This window comes from Aminobacter sp. 01T433, assembly GCF_056398585.1.
Genome location: NZ_JBFTPR010000008.1, coordinates 192,360 through 208,290, shown reverse-complemented (window position 1 = coordinate 208,290; position 15,931 = coordinate 192,360). Strand labels below are relative to the sequence as shown.

Here is a 15,931-nt window from a genome sequence, read left to right as displayed (position 1 = left end):
TCGCCTTTGCAACGCGTTTCATTCGGCCTGATAGTTCGTCTGGCATATCAGCGCTTGCCAGATGTCACTTGAAGTTCCAGATTTTGGCGGCGAAGATCACGGCAGGAATTCGCCGCAGCACGCGGAAGTCATGGCAGCCCCCCGGCCAAGTCCTTCGCAACCTGTCCGGAGATGCAGCGGCGGTGCATCGTCGGCCAGACACGTCAGCGGCACAAGAACCAGGAGCAACGGGCCCGACACGCCGTACCGGGCAAGAACTTGGGACGGCGACATGGCCCAGAGGACTTCGGACGGTTCTACCAATCATGGCGTGACGAGGCTTCACGAGGGCAATGTCGCGGACTTTGCCAGAGGCCTGCCGGCGCGCGTGCGCATGGCGCTGTCGGCAGCACTTCACCTGCCGCGCGGTTCGCTCAAGGTGAAGATGCCGGATGGCCGCAGCATTCTGGTCGGCGGCAAAGCGCCGGGACCGGACGCCGAGATCGTGTTGCACAATTGGAAGCTTCCCGCCCGCGCCTTCAACGGCGGCACCATCGGGGTCGCCGAATCCTACATCGACGGCGATTGGGAAAGCCCCGACGTCACCAGCTTCCTCGAGCTGTTCGTGATCAACACCGAGGCGGGAGAAGGCGTTGCCGGCGGCAGCAACTGGCTGCTCACCACCATTCAGCGCATTCGCCACTGGCTCAACGAAAACACCCGCACCGGATCGCAACGTAACATTTCCGCCCACTACGACCTTGGCAATGCCTTCTACAGCCAGTGGCTCGATCCGAGCATGACCTATTCCTCGGGGCTCTATGCGACGGGCGCCAACGACCTGGCAGGCGCTCAAACCGAGAAGTATCGAGCTTTGGCGCGAGACACCGGCATTGGCCCCAACGACCACGTGCTCGAGATCGGCTGCGGCTGGGGTGGTTTCGCCGAGTTTGCGGCACGCGAGATCGGCTGCAAGGTGACAGGGCTGACTATCAGCCGTGAGCAGTTCGATTTCGCCCAAAAGCGCATCCACAATGCCGGGCTTTCCGACAAAGTTGAATTCAAGCTGCAGGATTATCGCGACGAGACCGGCACCTATGACCGCATCGCCTCGATCGAGATGTTCGAGGCGGTGGGCGAACGATACTGGCCGGCCTTTTTTGCCAAGATGAAACAGTGCCTGCCTTCGGGCGGCACGGCGGGCTTGCAGATCATCACCATCAACGAGGCGGCCTATCCGCTTTACCGCAAGCGCCCCGACTTCATCCAGCGCTACGTCTTTCCCGGCGGCATGCTGCCGACGCCGGCTCTGCTCAAGTCGCTAGGCGCCGAGCACGGGCTCGATTATCTGCGCGAGCGTGTCTTTCCGCAGGACTATGCGCGCACGCTCGCCGAATGGCGCGGCCGCTTCTGGTCATCGTGGGAACGCATCGTGCCTCTTGGCTTTGACGAGCGCTTCAAGAAACTCTGGGAGTTCTACCTCCACTATTGCGAAGCAGGGTTCCGCGCCGAATATATCGACGTGCGGCAGGTGGTCTACAAAGCCTAAACTTTGATCGTCCGTTTCAGCATGCGATCTGTCTTGAGGTTGCTTTCCCAAGGCAGTTTTTCGACATGTTTCAGTCGTGAAAACGCCGAATCCCTCTTCACTATAGCTTCGCGGGCCGGACCTCGGAGCGAATCAAGACATGCGCAAGCGAAGCATTTTCCTTCTCTCTAGTCTGACGATTGGCGGAGCAATCTACCTCAACAACACATCGCTGCTTTCAAGCCGGCCTGCCGGCGAGCCGGTCATCCTCGCGCACAGAGGGCTTGCCCAGGAATTCGACCGGACCGGGCTGACCGGCGACACATGTACAGCCGAGCGGATGCTGCCGCCCCGGCACGATTTTCTGGAAAACACCGTCCGCTCCATGGAAGCCGCTTTTTCGATTGGGGCTGACGTGCTCGAGCTCGACGTGCACCCCACCACCGACGGCCAGTTCGCAGTCTTCCACGATTGGACAGTGGATTGCCGCACCGAAGGCAGCGGCGAGACCCGCGACCATTCGATGGCCGAGCTCAAGACACTAGATGTCGGTTACGGCTACACCGCCGATGGCGGCAAGACATTTCCCTTCCGTGGCAAAGGCGTCGGGCTGATGCCCTCCCTTGACGAAATTCTCAAGCGCTTTCCCGACAAGCAGTTCCACATAAACGTCAAAAGCAACGATCCTAACGAAGGCGAGGCACTTGCGGCGTTCCTGTCGGCGTTGCCTGCGGAACGCCAGTCATCCCTCACCGTCGTCGGTGGCGACAAGCCGGTCCAGGCGGTCAATCAGGCCCTGCCCGGCATGCGGACACTGTCCAAGCAATCGTTGATGCGCTGCCTGTTGCGATATGAGGGATTGGGCTGGAGCGGCTACGTGCCCGAAGACTGTCGCGGCACCACACTGGGTGTGCCCCTCAACTTCGCTCCCTGGCTATGGGGATGGCCGAACCGTTTCCTCGATCGCATGGAGAGCGTCGGCACCAGTGTCTATCTGCTGGGGCCCTACAATGGCGGGGGTTTCTCCGACGGCATCGACGACCCGGCGATCATCGACGCGCTGCCGGTGGGCTATTCGGGTGGGATATCCACCGACGCACTCGATCTGGTTGCGCCTGCCGTCGAGCGTCGGACCAACTGACCAACATTCGCGCAAATGAAAGGGCGGCCAGATCGCTCCAGCCGCCCTCATGCGTCGTAAAGAGCTCAAAGCGTGATGCGGTACTTCGCAAAACCTTCGGCGCCATCGCCGGCCGGCTCTATCTTCACAGCCTTGACTTCGGCGATGTGATCCTTGGCCTTGGGACCGGTCTCGAAGATCACCGATGCGCCCGCAACCGGGGCAAAAGACCAGTTGGCGTCGGCGGACGGGTTGATCGTGCCCTGATCGACGATGTAGCGCACGATCACGTCGCGGTTGGTATCCGGTGCCTCGAACACCAGCTTGGAGGCGTTGATTTCAGGGAAATTACCGCCGCCACCGGCCCGGTAATTGTTCGTTGCAACGACGAATTTCGCCACCGGATCAATCGGCTTACCTTCGAACATCAAGTCGACGATCCGGTTGGAACCAGCGTTCAGCACCGCACCCTTGGGATCGTACTTCGGCGGTTGCGCCAGATCGATCTTGTAGGTCACGCCGTCGATGACGTCGAAATTGTAGGACGGAAAATCGAGATTGATCAGCGCCTGATCGGCCTTGCCAGGTTCGACCTTGTTGAAGATGCCGGCCGACATCTCCAGCCATTCCTTGACCTGCGCGCCAGTGATCGCCACCGCCTGCACCGTGTTGGGATAGAGATAGAGGTCAGCGACGTTCTTGATCGCCACAGCACCCGCCGGAACGTCGGTATAGTAGTCGGGCCCGCCGCGCCCGCCGGACTTGAAGGGCGCCGCTGCCGAAAGCACCGGCAGATCCTTGTGCTCGGTGTCCTTGAGCATGTCCTTGATGTACCAGATCTGGGCCTGGCTCACGATCTGCACCGACGGATCGTCGGCGACGAGCGCGAAATACGAGTAGAGCGGCGCCGAGGTCTTGCCGACCGGGGTGCGGACATACGCCAGCGTCGCCTCGTGCTCTTCCTTGGCAGCCGCCTCGACCTCGGGCTTGCTCTCGACTGTCGGCACCACCTTCTTGTCGACGCGCTTGGAGATCGGGCGCGCCTCGCTAGTCGAACTGACGACTTTCCAGGCATTGCCGTCGCGCTCGAGCAGCAGGTCGATCAGGCCGAGATGAGAACCCCAGAAGCCACCCATCACGCCTGGTTTGCCGTTGATCGTGCCCTTGGCGTTGTCGACACCGTCGACCTTGTCGAATTTCGGGCCAGGGAAATCGAGATGGCTGTGGCCGGTGACGAGCGCGTCGATGCCATCAACCCCGGCAAGCAGGATGGAGGCGTTTTCGAGGTTTTCCGCAGCTTGTGGGGTGCCCATGCCGGAATGCGAGAGTGCGATGATGATGTCGGCACCCTGCTCCTTCATCTGCGGCACCCAAGCTTGCGCTGTCTTGACGATGTCTCGCGTCATCGCCTTGCCATGCAGGTGCCGGGAATCCCAGGTCATCACCTGCGGCGGCACGAAGCCGATCAGGCCGATGCGGATCGGATGCTCGGCGCCCGAACCATCCTTCACCTTTTTGTCGAGGATCACGTAGGGCTTGAGGAACAACTCATCCTTGGTCGCATCGGCGGCCAGCTCGCCCTTGGTCAGATTGGAACAGACAACTGGAAAATTGGCGCCATTGAGCACCTTGAACATGTAGTCGAGGCCGTAATTGAACTCGTGATTGCCCAGCGTCGAGCAGTCATAGCCCAGCGTATTCATCGCCTTGATGATCGGGTGGACGTCGCCGTCCTTCATGCCGCGCTGATAGGCCATGTAGTCGCCCATCGGGTTGCCCTGCAGGAAATCGCCATTGTCGACCAGGATCGAGTTGGTGGCTTCGGTGCGGATGGCGTCGATGATCGAGGCCGTGCGGGCAACACCCATCGTGTCGTTCGGCTTGTCGGCGTAATAATCGTAGGGAAAGACGTGCACGTGCAGGTCCGTCGTTTCCATGATGCGCAGATGCGCCTGGTTGGCCTGTGCGCGCGCCGAAAACGGATGCAGCATCACAAGCGCACTCGCCGCGGCTGATCCAGCAAGAAAGGAACGGCGAGAGATTGGGTGAAGCATGTTGGACATTTTCATTCTCCAGGAAATGAACTGACAGTATTTAGCCGGCGTCCCAAAGATCAAATGTCGCGCCAAAATCCGCGCAAGTCCAGCCGACTCGCATGACAGCCGCGCGACAGGCTGTGGGGGAATGGATTGGTCCAGACGCTTTGCGACCTGTTCGGCCAGCGCGATGTCGCCCGTTGACCACAGGCAGCCAGCATGCAGGACTAGGTTCGACGCTGCTCGAAACCTCAAAAAGGTGCGACATGGCCGATCTCGACGACGAACAGCCGGCGCAATACGCCTCGCCACCATGTTTCATGCATGAACTTGATCCCGAATTCCGCGCCGGGCCCGCGCCGGAATGGCCTGACGTCAGGCGCTGGCGCAAAGCCGAGCGCGCAAGGCTGATCGAATCCCGCCTTGCCATCTCCGCTGACGCACGCACGGCTATGGCCGGGCTAATCGCGCAAGGGCTCGACCAAGTCGCAGGCGATGTGGCGGGCAAGATGGTCAGCCTGTACTGGCCGTTCCGGGGTGAGCCGGACCTTCGGCCATGGCTGGCATCGGTCAATGCGCGCGGCGGCAAGTCGGCGCTGCCCATCGCCATCGAGTTGGGTCGACCGCTGATCTTTCGCGCCTATGCCCCAGGCGACAAGCTCGAACGTGGTGTTTGGAATATACCAGTCCCGGTCGCCGGCCCGGAGGTCATCCCCGATATCGTGATTGCCCCACTCGTCGGCTTCGACGCTACGGGCTATCGGCTAGGTTATGGCGGCGGTTTCTTCGACCGAACACTGGCCGCGCTGCCGAAAAAGGCGCTGGTCATCGGCGTAGGCTACGAGATCGCGCGCATTGCAACGATCTTCCCGCAGCCGCACGACATTCCCATGGACAGGATCGTTACCGAGGCCGGCGTCATCCGCTGAGGCCATTGCTTTGGTCACGCCAGATCCGGCCGCATGCCCGTGGCCATACGGTCGACAATCTCACGCAGGGCGAATGACGAGTTGATCTTGATGACATGCGGCATGGCCGACAGCCATTCCTTGTGGATACGCTCATAGTCGGGCAGGTCGCGGGCGGCAATGCGCAGGATGTAGTCGTATTCACCCGACATGAGATGGCAAGACAGGATGTTGGGGCAACGCTTCACCGCGACTTCGAAATCCGAAAGCGTTTTTTCGAACTGTCCCGACAGCGAGATATGCACGATCACGGTCATCTGGTGACCGAGTGCCGCGCTCGAAAGCCTGGCATGATAGCCACTGATGATGCCCGACTTTTCAAGGTTGTCGAGGCGACGCGAACAGGCTGATTGCGACAGCCCGATCTTTTCGGCAAGCGCCGCGTTGGGCATCCGCCCATCCTTCTGAAGCGCGTCCAGAATAGCGATATCGATCCTGTCCAACGGCATTCTTCGAATTTCCTTCGACAATACAGAGGATGTGCGCAAAAATTATCGATCAACCTGCGGTAGCGCAACCTTTTTCGCAAACATATTCGGAACGATTCGTGATTGACTTCATCATCAGGGAACGACGGCCAAAACGGCTGCGGAGGAGCAGGAAATGCGCGTAGGTTGCCCCAAGGAAATCAAGAATCATGAATACCGCGTCGGGCTGACTCCCGGCTCGGTTCGCGAATACGTCGCCCATGGCCATGACGTCCTGGTCGAGACAGGCGCGGGTGCCGGGATCGGCGCAGATGACAACGCCTACCGTGCGGCCGGCGCCCAGATCGCCAAGACCGCCGAAGAGGTGTTCACCCGCTCCGACATGATCGTCAAGGTCAAGGAACCGCAGCCCAATGAATGGGCGCAGCTGCGCGAAGGCCAGATCCTCTACACCTATCTGCATCTTGCGCCCGATCCGGAGCAGACCAAGGGGCTGCTCGCGTCGGGGGTGACTGCGGTCGCCTATGAAACCGTGACCGACGAGCGCGGCGGCCTACCTTTGCTGGCTCCAATGTCGGAAGTGGCCGGTCGTCTGGCGATCCAGGCGGGCGCCACGGCGTTGCAGAAGGCCTATGGCGGCCGTGGCGTACTGCTTGGCGGCGTGCCTGGCGTGCTGCCGGGCAAGGTCGCGGTCATCGGCGGCGGTGTCGTTGGCCTGCATGCGGCGCGCATGGCCGCCGGCCTCGGCGCCGATGTGTCCATCATCGACCGTTCGATCCCGCGCCTGCGCCAGCTCGACGATCTTTTCGCTGGCCGTGTCCACACGCGCTATTCGACGGTTGAAGCGCTCGAAGAAGAGTGTTTTTCCGCCGACCTCATCATCGGTGCCGTGCTCATTCCAGGGGCGGCAGCGCCCAAACTGGTCAGCCGCGAGATGCTGTCGGGCATGAAAAAGGGCGCGGTGCTTGTCGACGTCGCCATCGACCAGGGCGGCTGCTTCGAGACTTCGCACGCGACCACCCACGCCGACCCGACCTACGAAGTCGACGGCATCATCCACTACTGTGTCGCCAACATGCCGGGCGCGGTGCCAGTGACTTCGGCCCATGCGCTCAACAACGCCACGCTGCATTACGGCCTGGCGCTGGCCGACCGCGGCCTCCAGGCGCTCGCCGACGAGCCGCACCTGCGCAACGGCCTCAACGTGCATCGCGGCCGCATCACCAATCGCGCCGTCGCCGAAGCCCTTGGTTATGAGATGACGGAAGCCAAGTCCGCGCTGGCGGCTTAAGTCTGCAGCAACGATAAAGGAGCCCGTCGCAGTGATGCGGCGGGCTTTTTTCGTTTTCAGTCAGATATCGCCGCCGCTTGATTTCATCGGCTCGTCCCGCTCGATCCGGCACTGATAGCAATTATTCTTTGCCGATCGCATGTGCACATAGGCCACGTCAGGGCGCTGGAGCAACATTGCCGCCCAACCGACAATCTCGGGCGTCAGCGTCACCGCACCGGTGCCATAGACGATGCGATCGTCCGCACTGTAGCCGCGCAGGATGTAGTCCTTGGTCTTGGCGAACAGCTCCGGCAACTCACCGGTCTCAGCCGCACGTGGACATTCCTGGGCATGCAAGAAGATCGGCCCCGTTTCGGCATAGGGCTGGAGTTCCGGGAATGGGCGATATGCCAGCACGAGGTAAGGCTCACCCGCTGCGACATTGGTCAGGCAATGGCGGCAAGGCACGCCAACGCCATCCGAAATCTTGCGCTCGGGCGTCATGCCATAGGCGTCTGGGGCGCCATGCTGGAGAGCCTTCACCGCATCGGTGGGAAGGGCTTGGAAGAGTATGGTCATAGCGGCAATCCTGGTTGATCGATTGCCGCAAATTATGGCGCGCACAAGCGCTCGCCCACCCGATTTCCGACGCAGTGGTGAGGCAGCGTAAAGCCCGGCTCTTGCAAACCGGGCTTCATGAATTGTCGATTGGATCAGGCTCTTACCGGATGAAGGCGTCGTAGCGGCGCAGCGTCACGCGGCGGTTGCGCCAATTCTCGTTCTGGGTCGGCACGAGCAGGAACTCTTCGCCATAGCCGACGGTTTCCAGCGCATAGCGCGGAATTCCGAACTGACGCACCAGCGTCTGCTTGAGCGAAGCAGCACGGCGCTCCGACAGCGCCTGATTGGCGGAGAACGAGCCCACGGCATCGGTGTGGCCTTCGATCAGCACCCGCGCCTCGGGATCGCGGCGCAGGATGCGGTCCAGCGCGTTGGCGATGTTTTCCACCTTGCCATATTGCGAATAAGGCACCTCGGCCGAGCCGAAGGCGAAGTTGATGGACTGGATATCGATCGACGGCGCCATGCGGCGCAAATCCGGCCGACGCTTGAATTCGCGTACAGTGACGCGCTGGTTGGGCTGGAGCCTCGTTGTTGGCGCCGCCTGAAGCTGGCGCTCGATCTGCGACGCCGAAGGCGTCGTCGCTTGCGCTGCGGCATAAGACGGTGCGGCAAGCACGGCGATCAGCGCGGCGGCGAGCGTACGGCGGTTCAACATCTTCATTCTCCTTGCATGTTTCGACCGATCCGGTCGAATCTGATGCAGCGGAAAATGCCTGAGCCAAGCTGAAGACGCGATGAACGGACGGTTCAGCCGGGGTTGTGTGCGATCACGGTCGCATCACGCTTGCCGCGCGCTCGGCAAAGGTCATCGTCCGAACCGTCTCCGTCTTCTGCGCGACGGGTGAAAACCCCATCTTCTGATAGAGCGGCAAGGCGGCCGGATGGTCGAGCGTGCAAGTCTGGACTGTCACCTTGTGCGGCCGGTAGGACCATGCGGCGGCGATCGCCGCGCCGAGGAACCAGCGCCCGATCCCCTGCCCCATGGCATGGTCCATCATGCCGAAATAGGCCAGTTCGACCTCATCGGGCAGATGCGGCTTGAGGTCCATGAAGCCGGCAGGCGCACCATCGAGATAGAGCACCCTGATGTCGCGGTCTTCGCGGTGCAGGCCAGCGGCGAGTTCGTCGTCGTCGAGCCTGAGGATATTGACCCAATGCCATTTGCGGCCGACACGGTCGGCGAGATAGCGATAATAATGCAGCGGAATGTCACGGGTCTTGAGCAACGCTATCTGACGATTGACCGGCAGCGGCGGCGTGTAAGCCGGCGGCACGTGCATCTCCAGAAAGGTGACCGTGACTTCAATGTTTTCGCTGCGGTCGACGGCCATGCTCATGCTTTCCCTGTCACCACCGGGGTGTCGGACATGCCGCCCCATTCTGTCCATGAACCGTCATAAAGCCTGTTGTCGCCGTGGCCCAGCGACTGCAGCGCCAGTGTGATGACAGCAGCGGTCACGCCTGAGCCGCAGGAAGTGACGACTGGCTTGGACAAATCGAGCCCCGCCGCCTCGAGCGTTGCCTTCAGACGATCAAGCGGCAACAACTCACCGTTCTCAGACAGCGTGCCGGAAGGCACGTTGCGTGCGCCAGGCATGTGGCCCGAACGCAAGCCGGCGCGCGGTTCCGGATCGGTACCCTCGAAGCGCCCGGCGGAACGCGCGTCGGCGATCTGGGCGCTGCCGCTATCCACGACCTTCCGCATCTCGGCGAGCGAAACGACCTTCGATGCGTCGTAGTCGACATGGAAAAAGCCCGGAGCGGTCTTGGTCGGCTCGGCCGTCACTGGCCGGCCAGCGGCCTTCCAGCGGTCGAAGCCGCCATCCAGAATGTAGACCTGGAACACGCCCATGATGCGGAACATCCACCACACGCGGGGCGCTGCCATGAATCCAGGCCCGTCATAAATGACGATGGTGTCGTCAGCCGAAATCCCCATCGAACCGGCAAATCGCGCGAACAGCGAAGGCGAAGGCAAGGTGTGGGGCAAGGCCGAATCCGGATCGACGACCAGATCCTGGTCGAAGAACAACGCCCCGGGAATGTGAGCCGCATCATACTCCGCGCGCGCGTCGCGCTTGAGTGCGGGCATGTACCAGGATGCGTCGACGATCGACAGTCCGGGCGTGCCCAGCCGCTTTTCCAACCAGTCCGCATCAATGACGAACGCGCTTTTTTCGCTCATGGCAACTTCTCCGGTTCAGTTGGCGGGCATCGCGCCGAAGCGGATGCGGAAGCGGCGGTTCTCGCGCCCCTTCTTTTCGATCTTGCCAATGTGGATCTCGCCGATTTCAGCGGTGCCGGCAACATGGGTTCCGCCGCAGGGCTGGCTGTCGATCGAACCATTATCGCCGATGCAGACCAGTCTGATTTTTCCCGTGCCCGAGGGCGGACGGACGTTTTTGGACTTCACCAGCGTCGGATTGGCGGCAAGCTCGTCGTCGGAGATCCAGCGCGTGTAAATCGGATGGTTGGCACGGACGAGCGCCATCAACTGCGCCGTCACATCTTCCTTGGTGACGCCGGCATCAGGGAGATCGAAGTCGACCCGCGAATCGTCCTCGCTGACCGCAGCCCCGGTGATCGGATATGGGCAAACGACAGTCAGCAGATGGCAAGCCGCATGCATCCGCATCAAAAGATGCCGGCGCGGCCAGTCGATCGCAAGCTTCAGGCGTTCGCCAATCTCTGGCATCGCCTGATCCAGCGCCGGCACGTGGATGATCTCGTCCTTGCTCTCGCCGGTGATAGTCGCAGAAACAGCAATCCGGCTGCCGTCATCGCGAATCAAGGCGCCGGTATCGCCGGGCTGCCCGCCCGACGTCGCATAAAAGATGGTGCGGTCGAAGATGATGCCGCCGCGGTCGTTGATGCCGACCACATTGGCCTCGGTCTCACGCAGGTAGGCATCTTCGCGAAAAACCGCCTCGGTGGAAAACGCCATCATGCTACCCGCTCGAACGGAACCGAAATCCTGGGCTCGCGCTCCATCCAGTCGGGCACAGGCAGGCTCTTGCCGCGCAGGAATTCCGGATTGAACAGCTTGGACTGGTAACGCGTGCCGAAATCGGCAAGTACGGTGACGATGGTGTGGCCGGGGCCGAGCTGGCGGGCGAGCCTGATCGCCCCGGCAATGTTGATGCCAGTGGATCCGCCGACGCAGATGCCCTCCTCCTGGATCAATGCAAAGACGATCGGCAGCGCCTCCTCGTCGGGGATCAGGTAGGAGAAATCGGGCGTGAAGCCCTCCAGATTGGCGGTGATGCGGCCCTGGCCGATGCCTTCGGTGATCGAGCTGCCTTCTGCCTTGAGCTCACCTGTCGTGTAGAAGCTGTAGAGTGCAGCCCCCAAAGGGTCTGCGAGCGCGATCTTGACGGCGCCACTCTTCGCCTTCAGCCCCATCGCCACGCCGGCAAGCGTGCCACCGGTGCCGACCGCCGAGACAAAGCCATCGACCTTGCCGCCGGTCTGCTGCCAGATCTCTTCCGCTGTCGTGCGCATATGGCCGTCGCGGTTGGCGACATTGTCGAACTGATTGGCCCAGATGGCCCCGTTCGGTTCGGACTTGGCCAGTTGTTCGGCCAGGCGACCGGAAACCTTCACATAGTTGTTCGGGTTCTTGTAGGGAACGGCCGGAACCTCGATCAGCTCGGCGCCGAGCAGTCGAAGCGCGTCCTTCTTTTCCTGGCTCTGGGTATCGGGAATGACGATCACCGTGCGGTAGCCGAGCGCCTTGGCGACAACGGTCAGGCCGATGCCGGTATTGCCGGCCGTGCCTTCGACGATGACGCCGCCGGGCCTGAGCAGGCCGCGCTTTTCGGCATCGCGGATAATGAACAGGCCCGCTCGGTCCTTGACCGATTGGCCGGGATTCATGAACTCGGCCTTGCCAAGTATCTCGCAGCCGGTTTCTTCCGAGGCCCGCTTGAGCCGGATGAGAGGCGTATTGCCGATGGCATCGATCACCGAGCGCATGAAGATTCCTTCCTAATTCGCCTGTGAACCCTAGAAATGTGAGGCGGTGCTTTCAAGGGATGAAATTGTCTGGACCAGTCGCATCCGGGCGTCAACGAGCACGGGCCGTTACGCTTCTGTCCTAAAACAGCCTTTTCATATGCATGAGGCCTAGCTAGAGCTTGATAAGCTAGCACTGCCGAGGGGTTCGACGTGAGCACATATCGGGCCAATCCAGAAGATGGGGTCGCATGGATTACCGGTGGCAGCACCGGTATCGGTCGCAGCGTTGCTCGCATGCTGGCCAGCAATGGCTACACCGTCGCCGTCACCGTTCGTCCCAACGATCCGATCGACGCGCTGATCGACGAAACCAAGGGCATGAAGGGTCGCGTGCTTTCGTTCCCTTCCGACGTGACCGACGAAGCCGGCATGGCCGCTGCAGTCGACGCCATCGAGGCGCAGGCCGGTCCCATCGTGCTCGCCATCTTCAATGCCGGAGCCTACTTACCCGCGACCGGTGACAATTTGCGCATCGCAGCCTTCCGCCAGAGTTTTGAAGTCAACGTCTTCGGCGTCATCAACGGACTGGTGCCCGTCATCGAACGCATGCGCAATCGCAGCCGCGGACATGTCGTGTTCATGGGTTCGATCAGCAGCTATTTCGGCTGGCCAACGACCGCTGCCTATGGCGCCACCAAGGCTGCGGTCAACATCATGGCCGAAGCGCTGAAGTTCGACTTCGACAAGATGAACATCCGAACGCAGGTGATGAATCCCGGCTTCATCGACACGCCGCTGACGGAAACAGCCCCCTACTCGATGCCGGCAATGATGCCGGTCGAGGCTGCGGCAGCGCGAATCTGTAAAGCAATACGTAAGGGCGGTTTTGAGGTCACCTTCCCCCGCCGCCTGACCTGGGGCATGAAACTGCTGTTTCTTCTACCACGGCCTCTGCGGGAAAAAGCGCTAGGCATCGCCACGCGATGGAAGGCCGAACCTTTGGTCTATCTCAAGCGTTCGAGCTTCGACTGACGCTAAGTCAGGGCCGCAGCTTCAGGTTTGGCGGCGCGTGCCCGGAGATAGATGACGACCGCCCTCCTGCATCCGCACATAACGAAAGGGCGGCCGAAGCATTCGCCCCGACCGCCCTGACCTATCCAGTCATCTCAACAAACGGACCAAGCCGGCCCGATCTGCTGCCGATTACGCTGCGCGCGTGTTCGGCTTGCGTGCGCCAAAGCGACGCTTGCCGCCCTTGGGTGCCGCGCCATTCGGACGATCGCCCTTGGGCTTGCCGCCATTGTTGCCACGCGGGCGCTGACCGCTGGGTCGGCGTTCCTCGCGGTCACCACGGTCGTTGGCCGGCACAAAGTTGCGCTCACCGGCCGGACGAGCCGGATCGGGCTCGCCAAGATGGTCCGCGTCGATGGTCAGCTTCATGCGGATGATGCGCTCGACCTGCCTCAACTTGGAGTTTTCCGAGGGGTCGACCAGCGTGACCGCGACGCCGTTGGCGCCGTTACGGCCGGTACGACCGATACGGTGGACATAGCTTTCGGCTTCGTCAGGCAGGTCGAAGTTCACGACATGGCTGATGCCAGGCACGTCGATACCGCGTGCGGCGATGTCGGTGGCAACGAGGATGCGGACCTTGCCAGCGCGGAAGCCGTTGAGTGCTGCCTGACGCGCATTCTGTGACTTGTTGCCGTGGATGACGGCGGCGGGAAAGCCGTCGCGATCCAGATCCTTCACCACACGGTCGGCGCCATGCTTGGTGCGGGCAAAGACCAGGACCGAGGTCATGGCCTCATCGGCAAGCATCTTTGCCAGGATCTGACGTTTCTGCTTGGTGCGGGCCAAAATGATGCTTTGGCGGATTTCAGCCGCGGTCGTGCTCTGCGGCGCAACTTCGACACGAATGGGATCCTTGAGCAGACCCTGCGCCAGCTCGGCGATCTCGGCCGGCATGGTTGCCGAAAACAGGGCAGTCTGACGGTTGCGCGCCGTCGCCTTGGCGATGCGCTTGACGTCGTTGATGAAGCCCATGTCGAGCATGCGGTCGGCCTCGTCGAGGACCAGCCACTGGGTATCGGCCAGCACGAGGTCGCCCTCACGGACGAGATCGGTCAAGCGGCCGGGGGTGGCGATCAAGACGTCGACGCCCGGGGCGATCTTCTTGACCTGAGAGAAGCGCGACACGCCGCCGAGAACCAGGGCTGTCGAGATATGCGCGCCCTTGGCCAGAATCTTGATGGTGTCTTCGATCTGCACGGCGAGTTCACGCGTCGGTGCAAGGATCAGTGCGCGCGCCGTCTTGGGCCGGCGCTTGGTACCAAGCGCAACGATCTTGGACAGGATCGGCAGCGAAAACGCTGCGGTCTTGCCCGAACCGGTCTGCGCGATGCCGAGAATGTCGCGGCCAGCCAGCTGAGCCGGAATGGATTCGACCTGGATCGGCTTGGGCTCGGTGAAGCCCGCAAGCTGGGTAGCCTTGAGCAGAGCGCCGGTAATGCCGAGTTTGGCGAAGCCGTTCAGCTCCGCATTGATTTCATTCGTCAATATCTTCTTCTTTCGTGTGGCTTTCCGCCACAAACAACAATGGCGGCAGGGCGCAACCTGCCGGCCTAAATCTCTCATGAAACGACAAGGCGGCGGACGACCGTCCGCTCGGCTGCGCTGTCGTGCCCGCTGGCCTCATGCCTGCGGGTCTATTTCGCCGCCTTCCGTTGCCGGAAAGGGTGAAAACAGACGCAACCAGTCTCTCTTAGGGAGAAAGCCGTAAGCCCGGCTCAAGCGCCTATAACGCCGCATATGGATGATTTGGCAACAAATTGCAAGCCCGCCATGCTGCAATGCAACATGGCAAATCGAACATTCTGACATCGATCTGCTTCAGGCGGTGCCGACAACCTCGTTGAAAGTGTCCAGGTCGACATAGAATATCCTGGTAATCGCAATGATCAGCTCATCCCCCCAATAGCCGTGCGATTTCAATATGCTGACTGCGGTGAGTATGTCGACCGGTTCGGTCAGACGCCTCTTCATGCTTTCCTCGACAAACTGTTCCATCAGGCTGTCCCTTCGTCCGATTGCCCATACGCAATGAACACAGACCAGAACGCCCAATCAGAAGTACGGATCGCAGCTTGCGCGGAACTTGCCGGCGCGGCCGGCGATTCCATTCTTCGATCGGGGAGACACGGGAAAAGCGGCCGACTCACAAGGCCGCAGCAATGTTAGCATGGGCGCAGAACCGCGCTAGCGCCGAGTGGTATCCGGCCCGGCCGCCGCGGAAGGCATGCCAGTTGCGACATCGAGTGCGAGCCGCACCATGTCGGAGAATAGCCCCTGCCGCTCGGCCGGATCCGTCTCCTCGCCAGTCACCAGACTGTCGACCACGGTACAGATCGATAGTGCCTTTGCACGAAAGCGGGCGGCGACAGTGTAAAGCGCGTTGGTCTCCATATCGACCGCCACCGCGCCATGGGCTCGCACTCCGGCAAATCGCCCAAGTACGTCAGGATGGTAAAACACGTCGCTCGATGCCGTTTGGCCGACATGATGATCGAGCGCCAATTCCGCTGCCCGCGCCGCCGCGCGGCGCAGCAACTCGAAATCAGCGCTCGGCGCGTAATCATAGACGCCGAAAAACTGGCGATTGATGGCGCTGTCGCTGCTGGAGGATTGCGAGATGACCAGGCTGCGCAGCTTGACGTGTTCGGCCAGGCCACCGCAGGTGCCGACACGGATCAGCGTCTTTACGCCGTAGGTCTCAAGCAGTTCATGCGCATAGATGGCAAGCGAGGGCGCACCTATTCCGGTCGTCTGCACGCTTACCGGCATACCGCGGAATCTGCCTGTGTAGCCCAGCGCACCGCGCAGCCGGTTTACGCATCTGACGTCTTCAAGGAAAGTGGCGGCAATCCATTCCGCGCGCTGAGGATCGCCGGGCAACAGAACGGCCTCGGCGTAGTCACCTCGTCTTGCTTCGTTGTGCGGCGTTGTCTGCATATGTCCA

At 61.4% G+C, this 15,931-nt stretch carries 16 protein-coding genes; 5 read left to right on the top strand and 11 right to left on the bottom strand.

The features are described from left to right. Positions 1 to 271 precede the first annotated feature (271 nt). Positions 272 to 1,528, top strand: coding sequence for a class I SAM-dependent methyltransferase (locus AC1DLV_RS16650; RefSeq protein ID WP_476800857.1), 1,257 nt, complete (start codon positions 272 to 274; stop codon positions 1,526 to 1,528). A 139-nt stretch (positions 1,529 to 1,667) separates the two neighbouring features. After that, complete coding sequence (locus tag AC1DLV_RS16645; RefSeq protein WP_476800858.1) at positions 1,668 to 2,648, top strand: glycerophosphodiester phosphodiesterase family protein; 981 nt, start codon at positions 1,668 to 1,670, stop codon at positions 2,646 to 2,648. Between the two features lie 65 nt (positions 2,649 to 2,713). Here the strand turns inward: AC1DLV_RS16645 and AC1DLV_RS16640 are convergent, their stop codons facing one another. Then, a complete protein-coding gene (locus AC1DLV_RS16640; RefSeq protein WP_476800859.1) occupies positions 2,714 to 4,690 on the bottom strand; it encodes a bifunctional 2',3'-cyclic-nucleotide 2'-phosphodiesterase/3'-nucleotidase in 1,977 nt (658 codons plus the stop codon). 239 nt (positions 4,691 to 4,929) lie between these two features. Between AC1DLV_RS16640 and AC1DLV_RS16635 the strand changes: the two genes are divergently transcribed. Beyond that, the gene (locus AC1DLV_RS16635; protein WP_476800860.1) at positions 4,930 to 5,592 is read left to right on the top strand and encodes a 5-formyltetrahydrofolate cyclo-ligase; all 663 of its coding nucleotides are present in this window, start codon (positions 4,930 to 4,932) and stop codon (positions 5,590 to 5,592) included. Between the two features lie 14 nt (positions 5,593 to 5,606). Here the strand turns inward: AC1DLV_RS16635 and AC1DLV_RS16630 are convergent, their stop codons facing one another. After that, a complete protein-coding gene (locus tag AC1DLV_RS16630) occupies positions 5,607 to 6,080 on the bottom strand; it encodes an Lrp/AsnC family transcriptional regulator (RefSeq protein WP_476784860.1) in 474 nt (157 codons plus the stop codon). Positions 6,081 to 6,234: 154 nt separating this feature from the next. Here AC1DLV_RS16630 and ald point away from each other — a divergent pair, with 154 nt between their 5' ends. Beyond that, positions 6,235 to 7,350, top strand: coding sequence for an alanine dehydrogenase (gene ald, locus AC1DLV_RS16625; RefSeq protein ID WP_476787676.1), 1,116 nt, complete (start codon positions 6,235 to 6,237; stop codon positions 7,348 to 7,350). A gap of 60 nt (positions 7,351 to 7,410) precedes the next feature. Here ald and AC1DLV_RS16620 read toward each other — a convergent pair whose 3' ends face one another. From AC1DLV_RS16620 to AC1DLV_RS16595, 6 genes are all read right to left on the bottom strand, one after another. Further along, positions 7,411 to 7,911 (bottom strand): DUF1203 domain-containing protein, encoded by a 501-nt coding sequence (locus AC1DLV_RS16620; protein ID WP_476800861.1) that lies wholly within the window; start codon positions 7,909 to 7,911, stop codon positions 7,411 to 7,413. Positions 7,912 to 8,053: 142 nt separating this feature from the next. After that, on the bottom strand, positions 8,054 to 8,611 hold the full coding sequence (locus AC1DLV_RS16615; protein ID WP_476784863.1) for an OmpA family protein: 558 nt from the start codon (positions 8,609 to 8,611) through the stop codon (positions 8,054 to 8,056). Positions 8,612 to 8,723: 112 nt separating this feature from the next. Further along, entirely contained in the window at positions 8,724 to 9,287 is a 564-nt protein-coding gene (locus tag AC1DLV_RS16610; protein ID WP_476836190.1) for a GNAT family N-acetyltransferase, read from the bottom strand. A 2-nt stretch (positions 9,288 to 9,289) separates the two neighbouring features. After that, on the bottom strand, positions 9,290 to 10,141 hold the full coding sequence (sseA, locus tag AC1DLV_RS16605; protein ID WP_476800862.1) for a 3-mercaptopyruvate sulfurtransferase: 852 nt from the start codon (positions 10,139 to 10,141) through the stop codon (positions 9,290 to 9,292). A gap of 15 nt (positions 10,142 to 10,156) precedes the next feature. Next, a complete protein-coding gene (locus AC1DLV_RS16600; protein ID WP_476786344.1) occupies positions 10,157 to 10,900 on the bottom strand; it encodes an alanyl-tRNA editing protein in 744 nt (247 codons plus the stop codon). Beyond that, positions 10,900 to 11,931: a cysteine synthase A gene (locus tag AC1DLV_RS16595; protein WP_476836189.1), complete on the bottom strand. Its 1,032-nt coding sequence runs from the start codon at positions 11,929 to 11,931 to the stop codon at positions 10,900 to 10,902. Before AC1DLV_RS16595 ends, AC1DLV_RS16600 begins: the two co-directional genes overlap by 1 nt. 192 nt (positions 11,932 to 12,123) lie before the next feature. Here AC1DLV_RS16595 and AC1DLV_RS16590 point away from each other — a divergent pair, with 192 nt between their 5' ends. Further along, positions 12,124 to 12,945, top strand: coding sequence for an SDR family NAD(P)-dependent oxidoreductase (locus tag AC1DLV_RS16590; protein ID WP_476800864.1), 822 nt, complete (start codon positions 12,124 to 12,126; stop codon positions 12,943 to 12,945). A gap of 171 nt (positions 12,946 to 13,116) precedes the next feature. Here the strand turns inward: AC1DLV_RS16590 and AC1DLV_RS16585 are convergent, their stop codons facing one another. The 3 genes from AC1DLV_RS16585 to deoD form a co-directional block, all read right to left on the bottom strand. Next, positions 13,117 to 14,472, bottom strand: a complete 1,356-nt coding sequence (locus AC1DLV_RS16585) for a DEAD/DEAH box helicase (protein ID WP_476836188.1) — start codon at positions 14,470 to 14,472, stop codon at positions 13,117 to 13,119. A gap of 333 nt (positions 14,473 to 14,805) precedes the next feature. Beyond that, a complete protein-coding gene (locus tag AC1DLV_RS16580; protein ID WP_214385806.1) occupies positions 14,806 to 14,982 on the bottom strand; it encodes a hypothetical protein in 177 nt (58 codons plus the stop codon). A gap of 189 nt (positions 14,983 to 15,171) precedes the next feature. Further along, entirely contained in the window at positions 15,172 to 15,924 is a 753-nt protein-coding gene (gene deoD / locus AC1DLV_RS16575; RefSeq protein ID WP_476800866.1) for a purine-nucleoside phosphorylase, read from the bottom strand. Positions 15,925 to 15,931: the final 7 nt, after the last annotated feature.

Bases quoted from the DNA above. Each gene is read 5' to 3' on its own strand.
- AC1DLV_RS16595 (WP_476836189.1), bottom strand. From the start codon at position 11,931: ATGCGCTCGGTGATCGATGCCATCGGCAATACGCCTCTCATCCGGCTC.
- AC1DLV_RS16620 (WP_476800861.1), bottom strand. From the start codon at position 7,911: ATGACCATACTCTTCCAAGCCCTTCCCACCGATGCGGTGAAGGCTCTC.
- AC1DLV_RS16580 (WP_214385806.1), bottom strand. From the start codon at position 14,982: ATGGAACAGTTTGTCGAGGAAAGCATGAAGAGGCGTCTGACCGAACCG.
- sseA (WP_476800862.1), bottom strand. From the start codon at position 10,141: ATGAGCGAAAAAAGCGCGTTCGTCATTGATGCGGACTGGTTGGAAAAG.
- ald (WP_476787676.1), top strand. From the start codon at position 6,235: ATGCGCGTAGGTTGCCCCAAGGAAATCAAGAATCATGAATACCGCGTC.
- AC1DLV_RS16610 (WP_476836190.1), bottom strand. From the start codon at position 9,287: ATGGCCGTCGACCGCAGCGAAAACATTGAAGTCACGGTCACCTTTCTG.
- deoD (WP_476800866.1), bottom strand. From the start codon at position 15,924: ATGCAGACAACGCCGCACAACGAAGCAAGACGAGGTGACTACGCCGAG.
- AC1DLV_RS16615 (WP_476784863.1), bottom strand. From the start codon at position 8,611: ATGTTGAACCGCCGTACGCTCGCCGCCGCGCTGATCGCCGTGCTTGCC.
- AC1DLV_RS16630 (WP_476784860.1), bottom strand. From the start codon at position 6,080: ATGCCGTTGGACAGGATCGATATCGCTATTCTGGACGCGCTTCAGAAG.
- AC1DLV_RS16635 (WP_476800860.1), top strand. From the start codon at position 4,930: ATGGCCGATCTCGACGACGAACAGCCGGCGCAATACGCCTCGCCACCA.
- AC1DLV_RS16600 (WP_476786344.1), bottom strand. From the start codon at position 10,900: ATGGCGTTTTCCACCGAGGCGGTTTTTCGCGAAGATGCCTACCTGCGT.
- AC1DLV_RS16645 (WP_476800858.1), top strand. From the start codon at position 1,668: ATGCGCAAGCGAAGCATTTTCCTTCTCTCTAGTCTGACGATTGGCGGA.
- AC1DLV_RS16640 (WP_476800859.1), bottom strand. From the start codon at position 4,690: ATGTCCAACATGCTTCACCCAATCTCTCGCCGTTCCTTTCTTGCTGGA.
- AC1DLV_RS16650 (WP_476800857.1), top strand. From the start codon at position 272: ATGGCCCAGAGGACTTCGGACGGTTCTACCAATCATGGCGTGACGAGG.